This window comes from Bacteroides fragilis, from assembly GCF_019583405.1.
Classification (GTDB): Bacteria; Bacteroidota; Bacteroidia; order Bacteroidales; family Bacteroidaceae; genus Bacteroides; species Bacteroides fragilis_B.
The window spans coordinates 149,739-168,019 of sequence record NZ_SZUU01000006.1 but is presented as its reverse complement, the minus strand read 5'-3'; the positions used below and the strand labels follow the sequence as shown (position 1 = coordinate 168,019).

The 18,281-nt window shown below is 42.2% G+C and carries 14 protein-coding genes; 10 read left to right on the top strand and 4 right to left on the bottom strand.

Going from position 1 to position 18,281, the window contains the following annotated elements; translation table 11 throughout:
- Window positions 1-177 precede the first annotated feature (177 nt).
- Entirely contained in the window at window positions 178-351 is a 174-nt protein-coding gene (locus tag FDF36_RS14350) for a hypothetical protein (RefSeq protein ID WP_220391871.1), read from the bottom strand.
- Between the two features lie 461 nt (window positions 352-812).
- On the opposite strand from FDF36_RS14350, the gene FDF36_RS14345 reads away from it, so the two are divergent.
- From FDF36_RS14345 to FDF36_RS14320, 6 genes are all read left to right on the top strand, one after another.
- Window positions 813-6,593, top strand: a complete 5,781-nt coding sequence (locus tag FDF36_RS14345) for an alpha-2-macroglobulin family protein (RefSeq protein WP_220391793.1) — start codon at window positions 813-815, stop codon at window positions 6,591-6,593.
- 270 nt (window positions 6,594-6,863) lie between these two features.
- Complete coding sequence (locus FDF36_RS14340; RefSeq protein WP_022012231.1) at window positions 6,864-7,952, top strand: DUF1573 domain-containing protein; 1,089 nt, start codon at window positions 6,864-6,866, stop codon at window positions 7,950-7,952.
- Window positions 7,953-7,960: 8 nt separating this feature from the next.
- Entirely contained in the window at window positions 7,961-9,052 is a 1,092-nt protein-coding gene (gene meaB / locus FDF36_RS14335; RefSeq protein WP_005775499.1) for a methylmalonyl Co-A mutase-associated GTPase MeaB, read from the top strand.
- 129 nt (window positions 9,053-9,181) lie between these two features.
- Complete coding sequence (locus FDF36_RS14330; protein WP_220391792.1) at window positions 9,182-9,940, top strand: metallophosphoesterase; 759 nt, start codon at window positions 9,182-9,184, stop codon at window positions 9,938-9,940.
- Between the two features lie 137 nt (window positions 9,941-10,077).
- On the top strand, window positions 10,078-10,608 hold the full coding sequence (locus FDF36_RS14325) for a hypothetical protein (RefSeq protein WP_220391791.1): 531 nt from the start codon (window positions 10,078-10,080) through the stop codon (window positions 10,606-10,608).
- The gene (locus FDF36_RS14320; RefSeq protein ID WP_220391790.1) at window positions 10,595-11,284 is read left to right on the top strand and encodes a nucleotidyl transferase AbiEii/AbiGii toxin family protein; all 690 of its coding nucleotides are present in this window, start codon (window positions 10,595-10,597) and stop codon (window positions 11,282-11,284) included. The genes FDF36_RS14325 and FDF36_RS14320 overlap by 14 nt, the downstream gene beginning before the upstream one ends.
- A gap of 94 nt (window positions 11,285-11,378) precedes the next feature.
- Here FDF36_RS14320 and FDF36_RS14315 read toward each other — a convergent pair whose 3' ends face one another.
- The gene (locus tag FDF36_RS14315) at window positions 11,379-12,296 is read right to left on the bottom strand and encodes a DMT family transporter (RefSeq protein ID WP_220391789.1); all 918 of its coding nucleotides are present in this window, start codon (window positions 12,294-12,296) and stop codon (window positions 11,379-11,381) included.
- Window positions 12,297-12,387: 91 nt separating this feature from the next.
- Here FDF36_RS14315 and FDF36_RS14310 point away from each other — a divergent pair, with 91 nt between their 5' ends.
- Genes FDF36_RS14310 through FDF36_RS14295 form a run of 4 tightly spaced genes read left to right on the top strand, consistent with a single transcriptional unit; the run spans window position 12,388 to window position 16,407 of the window.
- Window positions 12,388-13,215 carry an AAA family ATPase gene (locus FDF36_RS14310; RefSeq protein ID WP_220391788.1) on the top strand — a complete coding sequence of 276 codons (828 nt, stop codon included), beginning with the start codon at window positions 12,388-12,390 and terminating at the stop codon, window positions 13,213-13,215.
- Between the two features lie 21 nt (window positions 13,216-13,236).
- Window positions 13,237-14,253: a DUF4435 domain-containing protein gene (locus FDF36_RS14305; protein WP_005810390.1), complete on the top strand. Its 1,017-nt coding sequence runs from the start codon at window positions 13,237-13,239 to the stop codon at window positions 14,251-14,253.
- A complete protein-coding gene (locus tag FDF36_RS14300) occupies window positions 14,225-15,472 on the top strand; it encodes a mechanosensitive ion channel family protein (RefSeq protein WP_220391787.1) in 1,248 nt (415 codons plus the stop codon). Before FDF36_RS14305 ends, FDF36_RS14300 begins: the two co-directional genes overlap by 29 nt.
- Before the next feature lie 41 nt (window positions 15,473-15,513).
- Window positions 15,514-16,407: an AraC family transcriptional regulator gene (locus tag FDF36_RS14295; protein ID WP_186993068.1), complete on the top strand. Its 894-nt coding sequence runs from the start codon at window positions 15,514-15,516 to the stop codon at window positions 16,405-16,407.
- Between the two features lie 301 nt (window positions 16,408-16,708).
- Here the strand turns inward: FDF36_RS14295 and FDF36_RS14290 are convergent, their stop codons facing one another.
- Window positions 16,709-17,581 (bottom strand): DUF4373 domain-containing protein, encoded by an 873-nt coding sequence (locus FDF36_RS14290; protein WP_220391786.1) that lies wholly within the window; start codon window positions 17,579-17,581, stop codon window positions 16,709-16,711.
- A 143-nt stretch (window positions 17,582-17,724) separates the two neighbouring features.
- Complete coding sequence (locus FDF36_RS14285; protein WP_220391785.1) at window positions 17,725-18,072, bottom strand: SH3 beta-barrel fold-containing protein; 348 nt, start codon at window positions 18,070-18,072, stop codon at window positions 17,725-17,727.
- Window positions 18,073-18,281 lie beyond the last annotated feature (209 nt).

Here is an 18,281-nt window from a genome sequence, read left to right as displayed (position 1 = left end):
TTTAAGCGTTTTCCCCTTTAGGTTTTCGATGTGTGTTTATTAATTAAGGTAATTATTATTAGTATTTGAAGCAATGAAAAAAGTAGTAATGCATCTGCTGGAAAGATGTTTAAGAGAAGCCGGCAGAAATGAAATGATGAAGTGGGGATACACTAAGTAAAAGTGTTCCCCACTTTTTTATTGGGGAGTTACTTCACCCATTGGCCCATGAGGTGCATTGCCCAAGACGAGAATTTGTTTCACCTCGGATTTTTTCCATTGAATAATCATGCGGCAATCGCCAGCATATACTTCAAGAAGGTTCCTACAAAAAATCATTTCGATCTTCCATCTTCCACCCGTATCTTCCATCGTCTTTCAATTGTTAAGATGCTGATATGCAATACTTAGAAGCATATTGATTAATCGGACAGGCTGTTTAGAGCATTTTGTTTTCCTTTGCTGTTTAGTCCGAAATGCTCTGTTCTTCGTCCCATCCCCGCCACCCGGGATCGGGTATGCGGACCGGGATAAATAGACGGAGATTCATTATAATAAACTTGGATACAAGGTTTTAAGAGTAGGGCGGATACAGCTGTTTAGTTCGTGATCCTTCAAGAGAAATCAGAATTTTAATGTTTTTATTGATTGTGGTAAAAATAGATCTGAGTAGTTACAAGTATTCGATTTTGTGTTAAAATGTATTAATTTTACTCTTGCTGATTATGGAAATATGCCCGATCTGTTCTCTTTTTTTATAAGAAAAAGAACAAATCTTTAAACTTTATTTTGTTACTTTGTTAATTATGTATTGATACTTAAACTTTTAAGATATGAAGATTAGACTGATTTGTATTATCGTGTTACTTTCTATGGGAATGTCCTCATGGACACATGCCCAATCATACGATAAGTTATGGAAGCAAGTGGAGCAGGCCCAACAGAAAAGCTTGCCCGAGACTATCGTCCGGTTGACCGGCGAAATTTATAAGAAAGCTGAAATTGAGAAGAACTCTCCTCAAATGCTGAAAGCCTATGTCTGGCAGATGAGATTCAGGGAAGAGATCACTCCGGATAGTTTCTATGTGTCGTTGAACGGATTAGAGCAGTGGGTGAAAACTACAGATAAGCCACTGGACCGTGCGGTTCTGCATTCGCTTATCGGCAGTATGTATGCCGATTATGCTTCTCAAAATCGTTGGAAACTAAACCGCCGTACAGATTTGGAGGAAGTGACTCCCTCGAATGATATCCGGGAGTGGAGTAAAAATCAGTTTGTAACGAAAGTGATGTCAGAAACAGCCGTAACGTTTCAGGATTCCTTGTTACTGCTCGATACTTCATCCCGAAGTTACATTCCTTTTGTCGAGCTGGGGGTAACAAGTGATTATTATCATCATGATATGTATCATCTCTTAGCTTCCCGTGCCATTGCTTCATTAGAGAGTTTATCCGGGTTGGGCAGTGATTCTCTGATAAATGCACGTATCGAAGGGATTTATCGACACATGATGGATTCATATCGCCGGACCGATAATCCGGACGCTCTGTTGCTTACTAACTTGGATTATTTGCAGTGGAAAAGGCGCACCGATCCCGGTTTTCGTCCTTATCATGCTCCCGAAGGTAGAATCGGGCTAACGCAAGATCCTTATCTGGCAGCATTGAATAAACTGATTGCCGAGAACCAGTCACGTGACATTTGTGCCGAGGTTTATTTACTTAAGGCCCAGGAGGCAGTGAACGCCGGCGTACCTGCTTCCGGATTGCAATTGTGTGATGAGGCCATTTCCCGCTATCCGGCTTATCACCGTATTAATGCCTTGAAAGAGCTGAAGCAGGATATCCTGAGCCCGGATTTTACAGTGCAGACCCCGTCAGCGGTTTATCCCGGTGAGGAATTCGACTTGAAAGTCAGTTTTAAGAATCTGAAGAGTTTTGCAGTTCAGTTGTATGCGATCAATTTGCCGGCTCGCCCCAATGCGGTGGAAGTACCTGATGAAACATTCTTGAAGAAATATGGGCGCTTGCTTTCGTCGGTGCATTATGTCCTTTTCCCGTCTGGTGACTATAAAATGCAAGACTCTATATTTCATATGAAAGCTCCTGAAACAGGCCTCTATGCCCTTCGTATTGTTCCGGATGCTGAGGTTCGTTCTAATTCTGCGAAGTTTCTGTCTTCCACCCGCTTCAAAGTGCTGACCCGCTCTTTGCCTTCCAAGCTAAGTGAGGTAGCTGTACTCGATGATATGAGTGGGAAGCCTGTAGAGGGGGTTCTGCTTTCAGTCTTCGACCGACAGAACAAACAGCTTCTGACCGCTACCACTAATGCTGACGGGAAAGCACAGTTTGCTTCATCAGGAGAGTACAGATACCTGACGGCTGCCAAAGGAGCCGATACGGCTATGCCTCAAATCTATTTATGGGGTGGGAATTATAACTTTACAGATGATACAAAGCCGGTTTCTGCCGTAACTTTGCTTACCGATCGTTCTCTTTACCGTCCGGGACAGACTGTCTATGTGAAAGGAATTGCCTATGAACAATACCCGGATTCTGCCCATGTGCTTGCCGGGCGAGAATATACACTGACACTTACAGATGCCAATGGGCAGGAAGTGGGTACAAAGAAGCTGCGTACCGGTGATTTCGGTTCTTTTACTGCTGAATTCGTATTACCATCCGTTTGTTTGAACGGCATTTTCAGCCTGAATACTCAAAACGGTTTCCGTACCATTAGGGTGGAAGATTATAAACGTCCTACATTTGACATTACATTTGAGCCGGTGACTGAAAGTTATCGTTTAGGAGACCGTGTCGAATTGAAAGGGAATGTCAAGACTTTCAGCGGTGTGCCTTTACAGGATATTCCGGTTACTTATACCATAACCCGCTCCCTTTGTTCCTGGCGGATGTGGGGAGTGAATCCTGTCATACTGGCTTCTGACACCGTGCGTCTGGGGGCAGATGGAAATTTTGAGCTTCCTGTTGACCTGAAACCCGATACTTCAGGCTCCGACCTTGACGGTGGTGATGACACTTCTTCCTATTATGACTATAAAGTACAGGTTTCGGTCACGAATGTTGCGGGCGAAACGCAGACTTCGGAAATCAGCCTGCGGGCCGGAAAGACTTCCTTGCTGCTATTTGCCGATATAAACGGACTTATCTGTAAAGACGATTCCATAAAAGCTACTTTTCAGGTAAATAATCTGGAACGTAAACCGGTTGCCGTCGAAGGCAGTTACCAATTGTTCTCTATTTCAGGTTATGAGGAATCCAAAGCTGTGAAAGATCAGAAGGTTTCTGCTCAGGCAATCCTTTCAGGTTCGTTCAGATCCAATGAAGAGACGTTATTGTCCGACTGGAAAACACTACCTTCCGGTGCTTATAAACTTGTAGCTTCTGTGACAGATGCCCAGGGACGTAAATCTGAAACGGAAAAGGTTGTGATCCTTTTCGCTTTGAATGATAAACGTCCACCGGTGTCCATGCCTTTATGGTATTATGAGGTAAATACCCGGTTTGATGCAGAACATCCTGCACTGTTCTACTTTGGAACTTCCGAAAAGGATGCTTATGTACTTATGGATGTATTCAGTGGTAACAAGCATCTGGAGAGCAAACTTCTTCATTTGTCCGATTCGCTTGTCCGTTTTGAGTATCCTTATCGGGAGGCTTATGGAAATGGTTTGGGCATTACTTTTGCATTTGTTCGTAAAGGAATGGTTTACGAACAAGAAGTAAGTCTGACAAAGCGTTTGCCCGATTATACTTTGAATATACGCTGGGATGTATTCCGTGACAAATTACGTCCCGGACAGGAAGAGGAATGGAAGCTGACGATCCGGAATCCACAAGAATCACCGGTTTTGGCCGAGATGTTGGCTACCATGTACGATGCTTCACTGGATAAAATCTGGAAAGCTGACCAGTCTCTGCAGCTATATTATCATCTTTCCGTTCCTGTTTCCCATTGGAGGAGGGACTATGCAGATTCGAACTATTTCTATTTTGGTTTCCGTCAGCGTAGTTTGAAAGTACCTTCTTTCAGTTACGATCATTTTGTATTACCTCCTGTCGGATATGCTGTTGCCGAGGTGTTGTCGATAACCAATGACGCCGCTCCGGTTACCCGCTATGCTCGTATGCGTGCAATGGGAGCTATGAAACAACAAATGAAAAGCGAGGCCGCAGACGATGTTCTTTTTGAATCCGAAATGATTTCTGTTTCACAAGATGCGGGGGCTGTAAATCAGGCAGATCATCCGGCTGTGAATGGGGCTGCAGATATAGAGTTACGTACCAACTTTGCTGAAACAGCTTTTTTCTATCCGCAACTTCATACCAATGCTCAGGGTGAGGTCAGCTTCTCTTTCCGTATGCCGCAAAGCCTTACGACCTGGAATTTCCGTGGTTATGCCCACACACAGAATATGATGACGGGTCAGATAAATGCTACTGCTGTTACCAGTAAAGAGTTTATGCTTACCCCAAATCTGCCGCGGTTTGTCCGGGTGGGAGACCATACTTCCATCGCTGCTTCTGTCAGCAATCTCACAGGTAAAAGCATGTCGGGTACAGTGAAACTTGTGCTTTTCAATCCTATGACGGATCAGGTGATATCTACCCAGCAAAAGAAATTTAATGCCGGGCCCGGACAGACTGTCGGGGTGGATTTCCTGTTTACGGTTACTGATAAATATGAAGTTCTGGGGTGCCGGATGATAGCCGAAGGAGGCAATTTCAGCGATGGTGAACAACACCTGCTTCCGGTTCTCAGCAATAAAGAGAATCTGACAGAGACCTTGCCTATGCCTGTCCGTGGTGAACAAACGCGTACTTTCTCTTTAGCAGACCTTTTCAATCATCATAGTAAGACTGCAACCAACCGGCGTTTAACCGTTGAATTTACTGCCAATCCGGCTTGGTATGCCGTACAAGCATTGCCAGCGCTGTCGCAACCCAGAAATGATGATGCCATTTCATGGGCTACTTCCTGGTATGCCAACACAATGGCCTCTTACATAATGAATGCCCAACCACGTATTCGAGCTATTTTTGACAGTTGGAAACTCGGGGGAGGCACCAAAGAAACTTTCCTGAGTAATTTGCAAAAGAATCAGGAAGTGAAGAATATCCTTCTTTCCGAATCTCCCTGGGTGATGGAAGCTACCTCGGAAAGCGAACAAAAAGAACGCATTGCCACTCTATTCGATTTGAATAATATCCGTAATAATAATGCAGCAGCCTTACTGAAACTACAGGAACTCCAATTACCTGATGGTTCGTGGAGTTGGTATAAAGGAATGGACGGTAGTCTTTTTGTTACCGATTTTATTGTGGAGCAGAATGCACGTATAGCCCTGCTTACAGGAAAACCATTGGAAGGCGCAGCCTTGAATATGCAACGGTCGGCTTTCAACTATCTTCATAAAGAGGCCTTACAGGAATATCGTTCTATTCGTGAAGCCGAAAAAAACGGCAGTAAATCACAAGGAATTTCACGAAGTGCATTAAAGTATCTCTATCTGATTGCTATTTCTGACGAAAAAGTGCCGGCATCCATGAAAGAAGCATACACCTATTTCCTTTCAAGAGTAGCTCCGTCATTGTCTCAGCAGTCTGTAACCGAAAAAGCTTGGTCGGCCATTATCTTGCAGAAAGTAGGCAAGGTGAAAGAGGCTCAGGAGTTTATGGCATCCCTTAAAGAATATCTCACTCGGACAGATGACCAGGGTATGTTTTTTGATACAGCCGAAAGTCCATATACTTGGAATAACCTGAAAGTACCTGCCCATGTGGATGTAATGGAAGCTTTTGAACGAGTGGGAGAGGATGCACAGGTTGTTGAAGAAATGAAAATGTGGCTTTTAAAGCAGAAACAGACCCAGCAATGGGATTCTCCGGTAGCTACTGCAGATGCTGTTTATGCCCTGCTTTACAATGGAACTAATTTACTGGATAATCAAGGAGATGTCCGTATTGTTCTTGGCAATGAAGTGTTAGAAACGGTAAGTCCTGCTAAGACGACTGTTCCGGGGTTAGGTTATATCAAAAAGACTTTTACGGACAGAAAGACCGTAGATGCCGCTGAGATTATTGTTGAAAAACGAGATCCGGGTATTGCCTGGGGAGCAGTATATGCACAGTTTGAAGAGAGTCTTGATAAAGTAGTTCGCCAAGGGAGCGGTCTGGATGTAGATAAGAAATTATATGTGGAAACGATTGCTCATAACAATCGTCAGTTGCAACCGATTATTGGTAAGACTCAGTTAAAGGTTGGTGATAAAGTGGTAGTCCGTCTGACCGTCCGTCTTGACCGTACGATGGATTTTATACAGTTGAAAGACCAGCGCGCTGCCTGTCTCGAACCGATTGAAGTCCTGTCCGGATATCGCAATGTTGGTGATGTCGGTTGTTATGTAGCAGTAAAAGATGCTTCAACTGATTTCTTTTTCGATACCTTGAATAAAGGAACTTATGTTTTAGAGTATAGTTACCGTGTCGATCGTGCAGGAAGTTACGAAACAGGAATTGCTACTATTCAGAGTGCCTATGCACCCGAATATGCAGCCCACTCAGCTTCGTTTCGCTGTAACATATCTCAATAAATAAAATTAAATATTTTCAGGAGGGTGTGTCGAAATTTTTTTCACCACGGAGTAACACAGAGTATCATAGAGTCTTTTTATTGATAATCAACAACCTAAAATCGTCTCTGTGTTACTCTGTGTCCTCTGTGGTGAGTTTTGATGCAGCCCCTGTTTTTTTGAGTAAAGCCACTATGTCCTGTGCTTAAAAATATGTAATCAGTGGCAGATTCTCGACGAAAACTCCTATTTTTGTACTTTAAACAACTAACAATAATAAAATAGGAACGAATGAAACGTAGTTTACTCTTCATATTTACTTTACTTACTATTACTTTATCGGCTGTAGCTCAACCTCGTATCTCTTCTAATAAGGAGACCCATCATTTCGGACAGATTGAATGGAAGCGTCCGGTTTCTGTAGAGTATACTATTACCAATACAGGTGATAAACCTTTGGTACTGACTAATGTTACTACCTCTTGTGCCTGTTCGGTTGCTAACTGGACGAAAACTCCGATTGCTCCCGGAGAAAAAGGAACGGTTAGTGCTACGTTTGATGCAAAAGCGTTGGGGCATTTCAATAAATCGATCGGCATTTACAGCAATGCGCAGCCTGGTTTGGTTTATTTGAACTTCGATGGAGAGGTGGTTCAGGAGATCAAGGATTTTACTAAAACCCATCCCTATGCAATCGGACAAATCCGGATTGACCGTACAGATATAGATTTTCCTGATGTACACAGCGGAGAGAAACCGGTCATTACGTTGGGGGTAGTCAATCTTTCCGATCGTCCATACGAACCTGTATTGATGCACCTTCCGCCTTATCTGAAAATGGAAACTAATCCTACCGTCCTTTTGAAAGGTAAGAAAGGAACCATTACCCTGACACTTGATACCAAACAACTGATGGATTTAGGTTTGACTCAGTCTTCTGTTTATCTGGCTCGCTTTGCCGGTGATAAAGTGAGTGAGGAAAATGAAATCCCCGTGTCAGCAATACTTCTTCCTGACTTTTCAGGAATGACCGAGCAAGATAAAGCTTTAGCTCCTGCTATTCGTCTGTCCGAATCCAAGATTGATTTAAGCCGGGTTTTGGTTAAGAAAAACAAAGCCCGACATGACATTGTTATCACTAACACAGGTAAGTCTCCTTTGCAGATCAGTAAACTGCAGGTATTCAATCCTGCGGTAGGTGTTGCTTTGAAGAAAACTATACTGCAGCCGGGCGAAAGTACCCGCCTGAGAGTGACTGTCTTGAAAAAGAACCTTGGAAAGAAGAAGAGACACTTGCGAATTCTGATGATCACCAATGATCCGGTACAGCCGAAAGTGGAGATCGATGTAAAAGCTACGAGTAACGAATCACATAATTAATATCTGCCATGGAACATCCTGAAAATAACGAAGCATATAAAGGTTTGGTTGTGAATGCAGGCATTGAACAACCGTCATCTGTAAATCCCTATCTGAAGCGAAAAGTAAAAAAACGCCAGTTGTCGGTTAATGAGTTTGTGGAGGGCATTGTCAAAGGGGATGTGACGATTCTGAGCCAGGCTGTAACTTTGGTGGAAAGTGTGCGTCCCGAACATCAGGCTACCGCACAGGAGGTCATTGAAAGATGTCTGCCTTATTCCGGTAATTCGATTCGTGTAGGTATCAGTGGTGTGCCGGGAGCCGGTAAAAGTACTTCGATTGATGTCTTTGGATTACACGTTCTTGAAAAAGGAGGTAAGTTAGCTGTTTTAGCTATTGATCCGAGTAGTGAACGCAGCAAAGGAAGTATTTTGGGTGATAAAACCCGTATGGAGCAGCTTTCTGTACATCCTAAATCATTTATACGCCCCAGCCCCTCTGCCGGTTCGTTGGGAGGAGTGGCCCGTAAGACTCGTGAAACGATTATTCTATGTGAAGCTGCAGGGTTCGATAAGATCTTTGTGGAGACGGTAGGAGTGGGACAAAGTGAGACGGCAGTTCATTCAATGGTCGATTTTTTCCTGTTGATTCAGTTGGCCGGTACGGGAGATGAACTACAGGGTATCAAAAGAGGGATTATGGAGATGGCTGACGGTATTGTGATAAATAAAGCTGATGGCAATAACATTGACAAAGCCAAGTTGGCGGCTGCGCAATTCCGTAACGCTTTACATCTTTTCCCGGCTCCGGATTCCGGATGGACACCGCGTGTACTTACTTATTCGGGATTCTATAATCTTGGAGTAAAGGAAATATGGGATATGGTGTACGAGTACATCGATTTTGTGAAAGGTAATGGCTATTTTGAATATCGTCGTAACGAACAAAGCAAATACTGGATGTATGAGAGCATCAATGAACAGTTACGTGACAGCTTTTATCACAATGCCAAGATTGAATCGATGTTACAAGAAAAGGAGCAACAGGTGCTCAAGGGAAATCTCACCTCTTTTGTTGCTGCCAAGAGCTTACTCGATACTTATTTCGAAGATCTGAAATAACGTCAGTTCGATTCTGTATTGTCGTGATGACATGAAAAGGCGACGTTCTATCTGCAATAATACTCGAAAAATGAGTATTTTCGCAGTTGGATTGCAATAATAGCCTTGACTTCATAATAATTAAAGCGAATGAATATACAGTTTGTGTCTGACCTTCACTTGGAAATACCAAGAAATGCCCAATATTTTCAAAAGGAAAAAATTATTCCTTTTGCTGATATACTGATACTTGCAGGTGATACGATGTGCTGGGATGAAGGCTATCTGCAAAATCCTTTTTGGGATGAAATATCTTCGACTTTTGCCCAAGTACTTGTCATTCCGGGAAATCATGAGTTCTATAAGGGATATGATTTAGCTTCGTTACGCAAAAGCGCATCAGGAATAATCAGAGATAATATACACTGGTACTATAATCAATCAGTCGTTATTGAAGGAGTGCAGATTATTCTTTCGACATTATGGTCACAGATTCCTACTGATATAAGTGAACGTATCAGAAATTGTTGCAATGATTTTACCTGCATACAGTATGAGGGAGTTCCTATAACAATTGACAAGTATAATGATGAAAATCGCTTCTGCCGGGATTATATTAGTAAGGAACTGGAAAAGAAGTACTCCAAAAGAATTATTGTTTCGCACCATGTTCCTATTCTCGAAGCTATCAGCGAACAACTTCAAAATAGCTGGTATCCGGCACTGTATGCCAATAATCTGGATGAGCTTATTAGAGATAACACTATCGATTACTGGATATACGGACATTCCCACCAGTGCAGAAAGTCGTACCGGCTCCATGATACAGAACTGGTTACCAATCCTTGCGGCTATATCAGCAAAAAAGAAAACAGCCAATTTGATTCAAACAGTATTATTTCTATTTGATTTGCAATTCGCGAATTGCAAATCCGTATTCTTTAAAAAATGCTTGATTCTGGAATATATTTGCATATTTGCTTGCATATCAAATAATAAAACCATTAATTTGCAATTCGCGAATTGCAAATTAATGGTTTTGTAAAATGAAAAAACATAGTGGAATGCGTCCACAGGACGTAGTGATATTATTAAAGAAAACGACCAAAGACGGAAAGAGGCTATTGAATAAAGATATAGCTGCTTCTCTTAAAATTAGTGCATCAGAGATTTCCGAAGCACTCGAAAGATGCCGTATCGCTAAATTGATTGACCGGAATAAACAGAAAGTCAATATTATAGCGTTGGAAGAATTTCTTGTACATGGTTTGAAATATGTATTTCCCGTTCAGCCGGAAAGCGTTGTCCGAGGAATACCTACTGCGTTTTCGGCTACTCCTATTAAGGAACAAATCAGCCAGGGAAAGGAGAAATATGTATGGGCATATAAGAACGGAACGGAAAGAGGGCAAAGGATAGAACCACTGTATAAGTCCGTACCGGAAGTTATAAATAGAGATACGGAACTATATGAATTATTAGTTATTGTAGATGCATTACGTATCGGTAAAACAAGAGAGATTGAAATAGCAAAAGTTGAACTTAAAAAATATTTCCAGGAATATGGCAGGGAGTAATTTAAACAGGTTACAGAAAGTAGCTTCCGGGTTAGGCGATTTGAATGAAAGTGTAGTCTATGTCGGTGGAGCTGTTGCCGAATTATATGTCAGTGACCCGGCAGCAACAGATATCCGTCCGACAATGGACGTGGATTGTGTAATAGAATTGGCATCTTATAAAGGATTCAACGAACTATGCGAGTTATTAAGGGGGAAAGGTTTTCAAAACGACCAAACTCCCGATGCTCCTATTTGCCGGTGGATATATCAGGGAGAAACTGTTGATATTATGCCGGACGATGAAGGTGTCATCGGTTTTTCCAATATGTGGTATCACCCGGCAATCATTAATAAAGAACCGAGAACTTTGCCCGATGGTACAACCATTTATGTATTTCCTGTTACTTATTATGTAGCCACTAAGTTTGAGGCATTGGCAGGCAGAGGGGGCGATGATTTGCGTACTTCACATGATTTTGAAGATATTATATACATTTTGAATAGTTGCCCGGATTTCATTGAACGCTTTCAGGAAGAAAAAGACGAAGCTCTTAAACAATATCTGAAAGAAAAAATGGTCATGTTGACTTCTCGTTCCAATATAATGGAAGAAATAGAATGTGCTTTGCCTATCGGGGAAGATGATCGGACAGACTATATTTTTGAGGTAATAGAAGAAATTACACAATCTTAGAGAAACAACTTATAAATAATGAGAACTTTTTTAAGAGCTTGTTTAAATTTTGCTCGGCATTCTTTAGAGAGTTATTTTTGAGGATATTTTCCGTTCAAACTTTTCTTCCCGCCTTTTCCAAATCTGCCTTCGATTTACTTTGAGTCACAAAGTAGACTCCAAGAAATACCAATGCAATCGCAACTCCTTTTTCCCAGCCGAAGCTTCCGATTCCCATTAAGATCGCCGCTACGGAAGCAACAATGGGTTGCACATAGTTATACATACTTACTACTGTAGGGCGCATCAGTTTTTGTGCAGTCATGATGCAGATGTAAGCAATGAAGCTTCCGCATAGTACCACATAAAGTACCTGATAAATGGCAGCGGTCGAAATACTGTTCCACTCGATGCCCGCTATATCCTGGTAAGAAAAAGGAATATAGCATATAGATGCATAAATAAACATCCACTTATTAATTGTGATGGCCGAATAGCGTTGGGATAATCCTTTGAATACGGTCAGGTAGATAGAGAAGCTGAGTTGGGCGATCATACAAAGTAAGTCTCCCCAGATGCTTCCTCCTCCTGCGCTTGTCGCCTGACTGCTTAAAATCAAGATCAATGCTCCCATTGCTCCAATGAAAATTCCCAATACCTTTTTGTTTGTAACCGGTTCTTTCAGATAGATAGCTGCCACAATCATGGTGATGATAGGTGAAGTCGTTGTTACGATAGATGCGTCTATCGGAGAAGTGAGAGACAAGCCGAATATAAATATTCCCTGATTGAAAACAAGGGCGAACAGAGAAGCGAAGAAAATTTTCAGCATGTCACGGTGTCCTACCTGCTCTTGTTTACAGAAAGCGGAAAGTATCCAGAAAGCTGCTGCCGCCCCTACCATGCGAAAGGTGGTTACCGAAAGTGCCGAAAACTCTGTCAATGCCGATTTGCCGATAGGGGACATTAATCCCCACATCACGTTGGCCGTAAATGCCAGTGCATGTCCTTTCAGATTCTTATCAATCTCCATACCGAATGTTACCTTTATTGAAAACTGATGCAAAAGTAACTAATTTATCGTTTGAATTTTCTATATTTGTTTAATTTAAATGCAACCATTTATGGAACTATCAGCCAATTATATCAAACGAATTGAAATAAACGGATTATGGGACCGGTTCAACATAGTCTGGGACCTTCGTCCGGATGTCAATATACTATCCGGTATCAATGGAGTAGGAAAAACTACTATCCTGAATCGATCGGTAGGTTATCTTGAACAGTTATCAGGTGAAGTAAAGAGTGATGAAAAAAACGGGGTACGTGTCTTTTTTGATAATCCGGAAGCTACTTACATTCCGTATGACGTGATCCGCAGTTACGATCGTCCGCTTATTATGGGAGACTTCACAGCCCGTATGGCAGATAAGAATGTAAAGTCCGAACTCGACTGGCAACTCTATCTGTTGCAGCGCCGCTACCTTGACTACCAGGTCAATATCGGCAATAAGATGATCGATCTGCTGAGTAGTAATAACGAAGAAGAGCGCGGCAAAGCAGCTACGCTTTCAGTAACCAAGCGCCGTTTTCAAGACTTGGTCGATGAACTGTTCAGCTATACCCGTAAAAAAATAGACCGTAAACGCAATGATATTGCTTTTTATCAGGATGGTGAACTTCTGTTTCCTAATAAGCTCTCTTCCGGTGAGAAACAGATGTTGGTGATCCTGCTTACTGTACTTGTACAGGATAATGCCCATTGCGTATTGTTCATGGACGAGCCCGAAGCTTCTTTGCATATCGAATGGCAGCAAAAGCTGATATCGATGATCCGTGAACTGAATCCGAATGTGCAGATTATACTAACGACACATTCTCCTGCAGTGATCATGGAAGGATGGCTCGATGCAGTAACCGAAGTCAGTGATATTGCAACCAGTTATAAATAGCATTTAACCCAAACACGACCTATGGCAATTAGTCTTAAAGATAATCTGACCTCTTCCTACTTCAGTGCAGCCCATAAGCTGTACTCTAAAAAGGCACGCCGCCGAATCGTTGCTTATGTTGAGAGTTATGATGATGTAGCTTTCTGGCGTACCCTGCTTGAAGAGTTTGAGGACGAAGAACATTATTTTCAAGTGATGCTTCCTTCCGCTACATCGTTGGCCAAAGGCAAGAAGATGGTGTTGATGAATACTCTCAATACCGCTGAGCTCGGGAAAAGCCTGATTGCTTGCGTAGATAGTGACTATGACTTTCTGTTGCAGGGAGCTACCTCCACCTCGCGTAAGATTAACCGTAACAAATATATTTTTCAGACCTATGCCTATGCCATTGAGAACTATCATTGTTACGCCGACAGCTTGCATGAGGTTTGTGTACAGGCAACTTTGAATGACCGTCACCTCATTGATTTCAACGAGTTTATGAAGCGATACTCCCGGATCGTTTATCCGCTTTTCCTATGGTCTGTCTGGTTTTATCGCCGCCATGATACTTATACGTTTTCCATGAGTGAGTTTAATGGCTGTGTTCGCTTGCACGATGTTAGCCTGAGACATCCGGAACGTTCTCTGGAAGTGGTGAGACGTTCGGTTACAGCTAAGTTGTCCGAATTGTCTACACGCTTTCCGCAGGGGCTCGAAGAGATCGACAGATTATCGGCCGAACTTGAAAGGCTCGGAGTACTTCCTGATACTACTTATTTGTTTGTTCAAGGGCATCATATTATGGATAATGTAGTGATGAAAGTGCTGACTCCCGTCTGTACGGCTTTAAGGCGCGAGCGTGAACAGGAAATCAAGAAGTTGGCAGAACACAATGAACAATTTCATAACGAACTGACTTGTTATCAGAACAGTCAGGTGAATGTGGAAGTAATGCTCCGCAAAAACAGTGCATACAAAGATTTATACCTCTATCAATGGTTGAAAGAAGATATTAAAGAGTTTTTATATGGAACAAATAACCGAAAAGATAAATAACTTATTCGTTTCCTGGGGATTTAACAGCAATGAAGTAGGTCCTATTATCACACTGATACTGATTATCGGTGTTGCCTTTTTAGCCGATCTTATTTGTCGTAACATTCTTTTAAGAGTGGTTGCTAAACTAGTGAAAAAGACCAAAGCAACCTGGGATGATATTGTATTCGACCGTAAAGTACTGATTTATCTCAGTCATCTTGTCCCCCCCATCATTATTTATGTGTTGATTCCTTTGGCAATTCCAAATGTAAGTGCCCTCGATTTTATTCGTCGTATTTGCATGATTTATATCATTGCGGTTTTTCTACGTTTTATCAGCGCATTTCTGTCGGCTGTTTATCATGTATACAGTGAGCGAGAGCAGTTTCGTGATCGACCATTGAAAGGTTTGTTGCAAACAGCGCAAGTGATACTATTTTTCATTGGAGGAATTGTTGTTATCAGTGTATTGATAGATAAATCTCCGATGGTATTGCTCACCGGGCTTGGTGCTTCGGCTGCCATCCTGATGTTGGTGTTTAAAGACAGTATCATGGGATTTGTGTCCGGCATTCAACTTTCTGCAAATAATATGCTGAAAGTAGGTGACTGGATTGCTATGCCCAAATACGGAGCCGACGGTACGGTGATTGAAGTGACGCTCAATACAGTGAAGGTGCGCAATTGGGACAATACCATCACTACCATTCCTCCCTATCTGCTGGTCAGCGATTCTTTTCAGAATTGGCGGGGTATGCAGGAGTCCGGTGGACGGCGTGTGAAACGTTCTATCAATATTGATATGAACAGTGTAAGATTCTGTACCCCCGAAATGCTGGCTAAATATAAGAAAGTCCAATTGTTGACCGATTATGTGGAGCAGACCGAGAAGGTGGTGAAAGAGTATAATAAAGAACATCACATAGACAACTCTATTTTGGTCAATGGGCGACGCCAGACCAATCTTGGTGTGTTTCGCGCCTATTTGACGAACTACCTGAGAAGTCTTCCCGACGTGAATAAAAATCTCACTTGCATGGTACGCTATCTTCAGCCCACCGAACAAGGTATTCCGGTCGAACTTTACTTTTTTTCTGCTGTGAAAGAGTGGGTACCTTACGAAGGAATCCAGGCCGATGTATTCGATCATCTGCTTGCTATTATTCCGGAATTCGGATTACGTGTATTCCAGAATCCTACGGGAGAAGATTTTAGGGAGTGGAGTAGAAGAAATTAAAAAAGTGTATTATATTTGTAGCTAATAATACTATATTAGCTATGAATGCACTACAAAGCAACATTATCCGGGAGATCACTCCGTTGTCTGACAAGGATTGTTTTTATATTGCCGAACGGTATAAAACGGAGTTTACCTATCCCATTCACAACCATGCCGAGTTTGAGCTGAACTTTACGGAGAAAGCCGCCGGAGTGCGTCGCATTGTCGGCGATTCGGCAGAAGTGATCAGTGATTATGATTTGGTTCTGATTACTGGAAAAGACCTGGAACATGTATGGGAGCAGCACGATTGCCATTCAAAAGAGATCCGTGAAATAACGATCCAGTTTTCCTCCGATCTCTTTTTTAAAAGCTTTATCAATAAGAATCAGTTCGATTCCATTCGTGATATGCTTGAGAAAGCTCAGAAAGGTCTTTGTTTTCCGATGTCGGCCATCCTGAAAATCTATCCTCTGCTCGATACCCTGGCATCCGAGAAACAGGGGTTTTATGCTGTTATCAAATTCCTGACTATCCTTTACGAACTGTCACTTTTCAACGAAGAGGCTCGTACGTTGTCAAGTTCTTCTTTTGCTAAAATCGGCATTCATTCGGATAGTCGTCGCGTACAGAAGGTGCAGGAATATATTAATGCCCATTATCAGGAAGAGATCCGCCTGAATCAGTTGGCCGATATGGTAGGAATGACTCCGGTATCTTTCAGTCGTTTCTTTAAATTGCGTACCAGCAAGAACCTCTCGGACTATATCATTGACATTCGTTTGGGGTTTGCTGCCCGCCTGCTGGTTGATTCTACTATGTCTATTGCTGAAATCTGTTATGAATGCGGGTTTAATAATCTTTCTAATTTCAATCGGATCTTCAAGAAAAAGAAAGAATGTTCACCCAAAGAGTTTCGTGAAAACTACAGGAAGAAAAAGAAACTGGTATAATTTTATGTGAGAATACTTACCCTCAATTAACATTGTTAACGCCATTTCTCCGTTATTTTATTCTTGTGTGCAAATAACAAGCCTTTTGCATTTAAAACACTTGCTATTTGCATTTAAAGAACAAGCTTTAACGTAGCGTTAAAACAAAGCTTTGGGCGAGAGAAATCTTGTGCTTTAAAAACACTGTGTTTTAGTTTGTTAGGTATACTCTTTACTTCTTTGTTTCACCGAATCCCTTTCTGGTAAAAAGCCTGTATACTTGCTTTTTTGTCAACTACAAATAGGGGACTGACACTCCCTGCTATCTTCTTTTCGCCTTGTTTAGCGCCGCTATCAGATATCTTCCTTTGGCCCCTATATCGCTCCAGCAAGTGTTTGCAATCAGTTTCCACACCGTCGTTCCCTTCCTCCCATAGTCCGACAGCCTGAGTATGGAGTTTACTTCCCCGGTGTCGGTAACGCTCAATCTCTTTAGCGTGTCCATCAGTCCCGAGTAATTGTGCGTCATTGTATTGAAGGCGTATCCCGGTATCTGTAGATAAGCAGAATCCTCCTTCCGCTCTTCCCCCTCCCCTTCAGGGGGAGCTGAGGGGGGGAATTCTTTACTTTCCTCTGCTTTCCTTTCCTTTACTTTACTTTGTCCGGAATCGCATGCATTTTTTGCGTCAACGGCTACATGATGTACTACGTTTTTCGGGTTAACAGGTGTTTTTTCCTCTTTGAACAGCTCCGGTTGCTGAGTTTCCTGTGGTGTAGAAGGAGTATCGGGTTTTCCGTTTTCCTTTTCCGGTTTTACTATCAGATAGGGGAGCTTCGACAGTTCTCTTTTCCTTCGCTTCGTAGCTTCCAGCCATACCTTTTGTATGCTTTCCGAAGTCAGTATTCCGTTTTCCCGATAACTGTTTTCGTCCAGTATTCCTTTGATGAACAGAATCTTGATGATTCCCTTCACCTCTTCTGTTTGCACTTCCCTCCCTGCTTTGTTTGCGAAAATCAGGCACTGTTCTTCATCCCAACGGATGAAGTATCCTTCCTTGTATATTTTACAAAGCAGCTTCAGCACGATTGCCGGGCCCTTTATTCCGTATTTTGCTTCTATCACTTCCATTGCGTTCTCTTCCATGAAATTTACGCCTATCGGGAAATAGTTGATCCCGTCGTATGTTGTCGCCATATTGTTTTTTAGATTAGTTGTTTGCTTTATTTGCAATACTTTTACTGCGGATTACACGAGATTCGCATAGAATATCAGAATCGATCCGTCGGTTAGGATGAATAATTATCTGTGGAAATCCGTGTAATCTGTGGTGTTCGCTTTTACACCACCGGCCTCCACTCCATAAAGTTCTCCACTTGAAACGTCGTCCACCGCTGTTCGTCCACATTCCAGTACACTACCGCCCCTTCTACTTCTGCGGGATCATATTTCCTATGGAACTCCGCTTCGTAATAAAGCAGTGTCGCTTTCGCCAGTTGGAAACTCCCGTTCTGTTTTCGGTAAGCCACTGCCGCATGTCCATATTGCATGTGATCCAATAACGCTTCCAGGCGTTCCGCCATCCATTCGGCGCACGACTCGGTGTATCCTTTTTCGAAGACGATACGTCTTTTCCATCTCAGTTTCATGGCTTCACTTTGTGATGCCGGCCTTTTTTTTCGTTTCATACATATACGATTTTAAAGTTTATAAATTGTTTACGGCTCGAAGGTAGAGTGTTTGCCGATTAAGTTGGAGTATAATAATTCATGGTGTGTTTTCTTGTCTATTTTATGCCAATGGATTTATCTTGTAAGGTTTCGTTCCAGATAGTGTTTATTTCCTTTAGAATGGTGCTGAGCTTCAATGGAATGAATATTCCGTTTCGAATATTCCC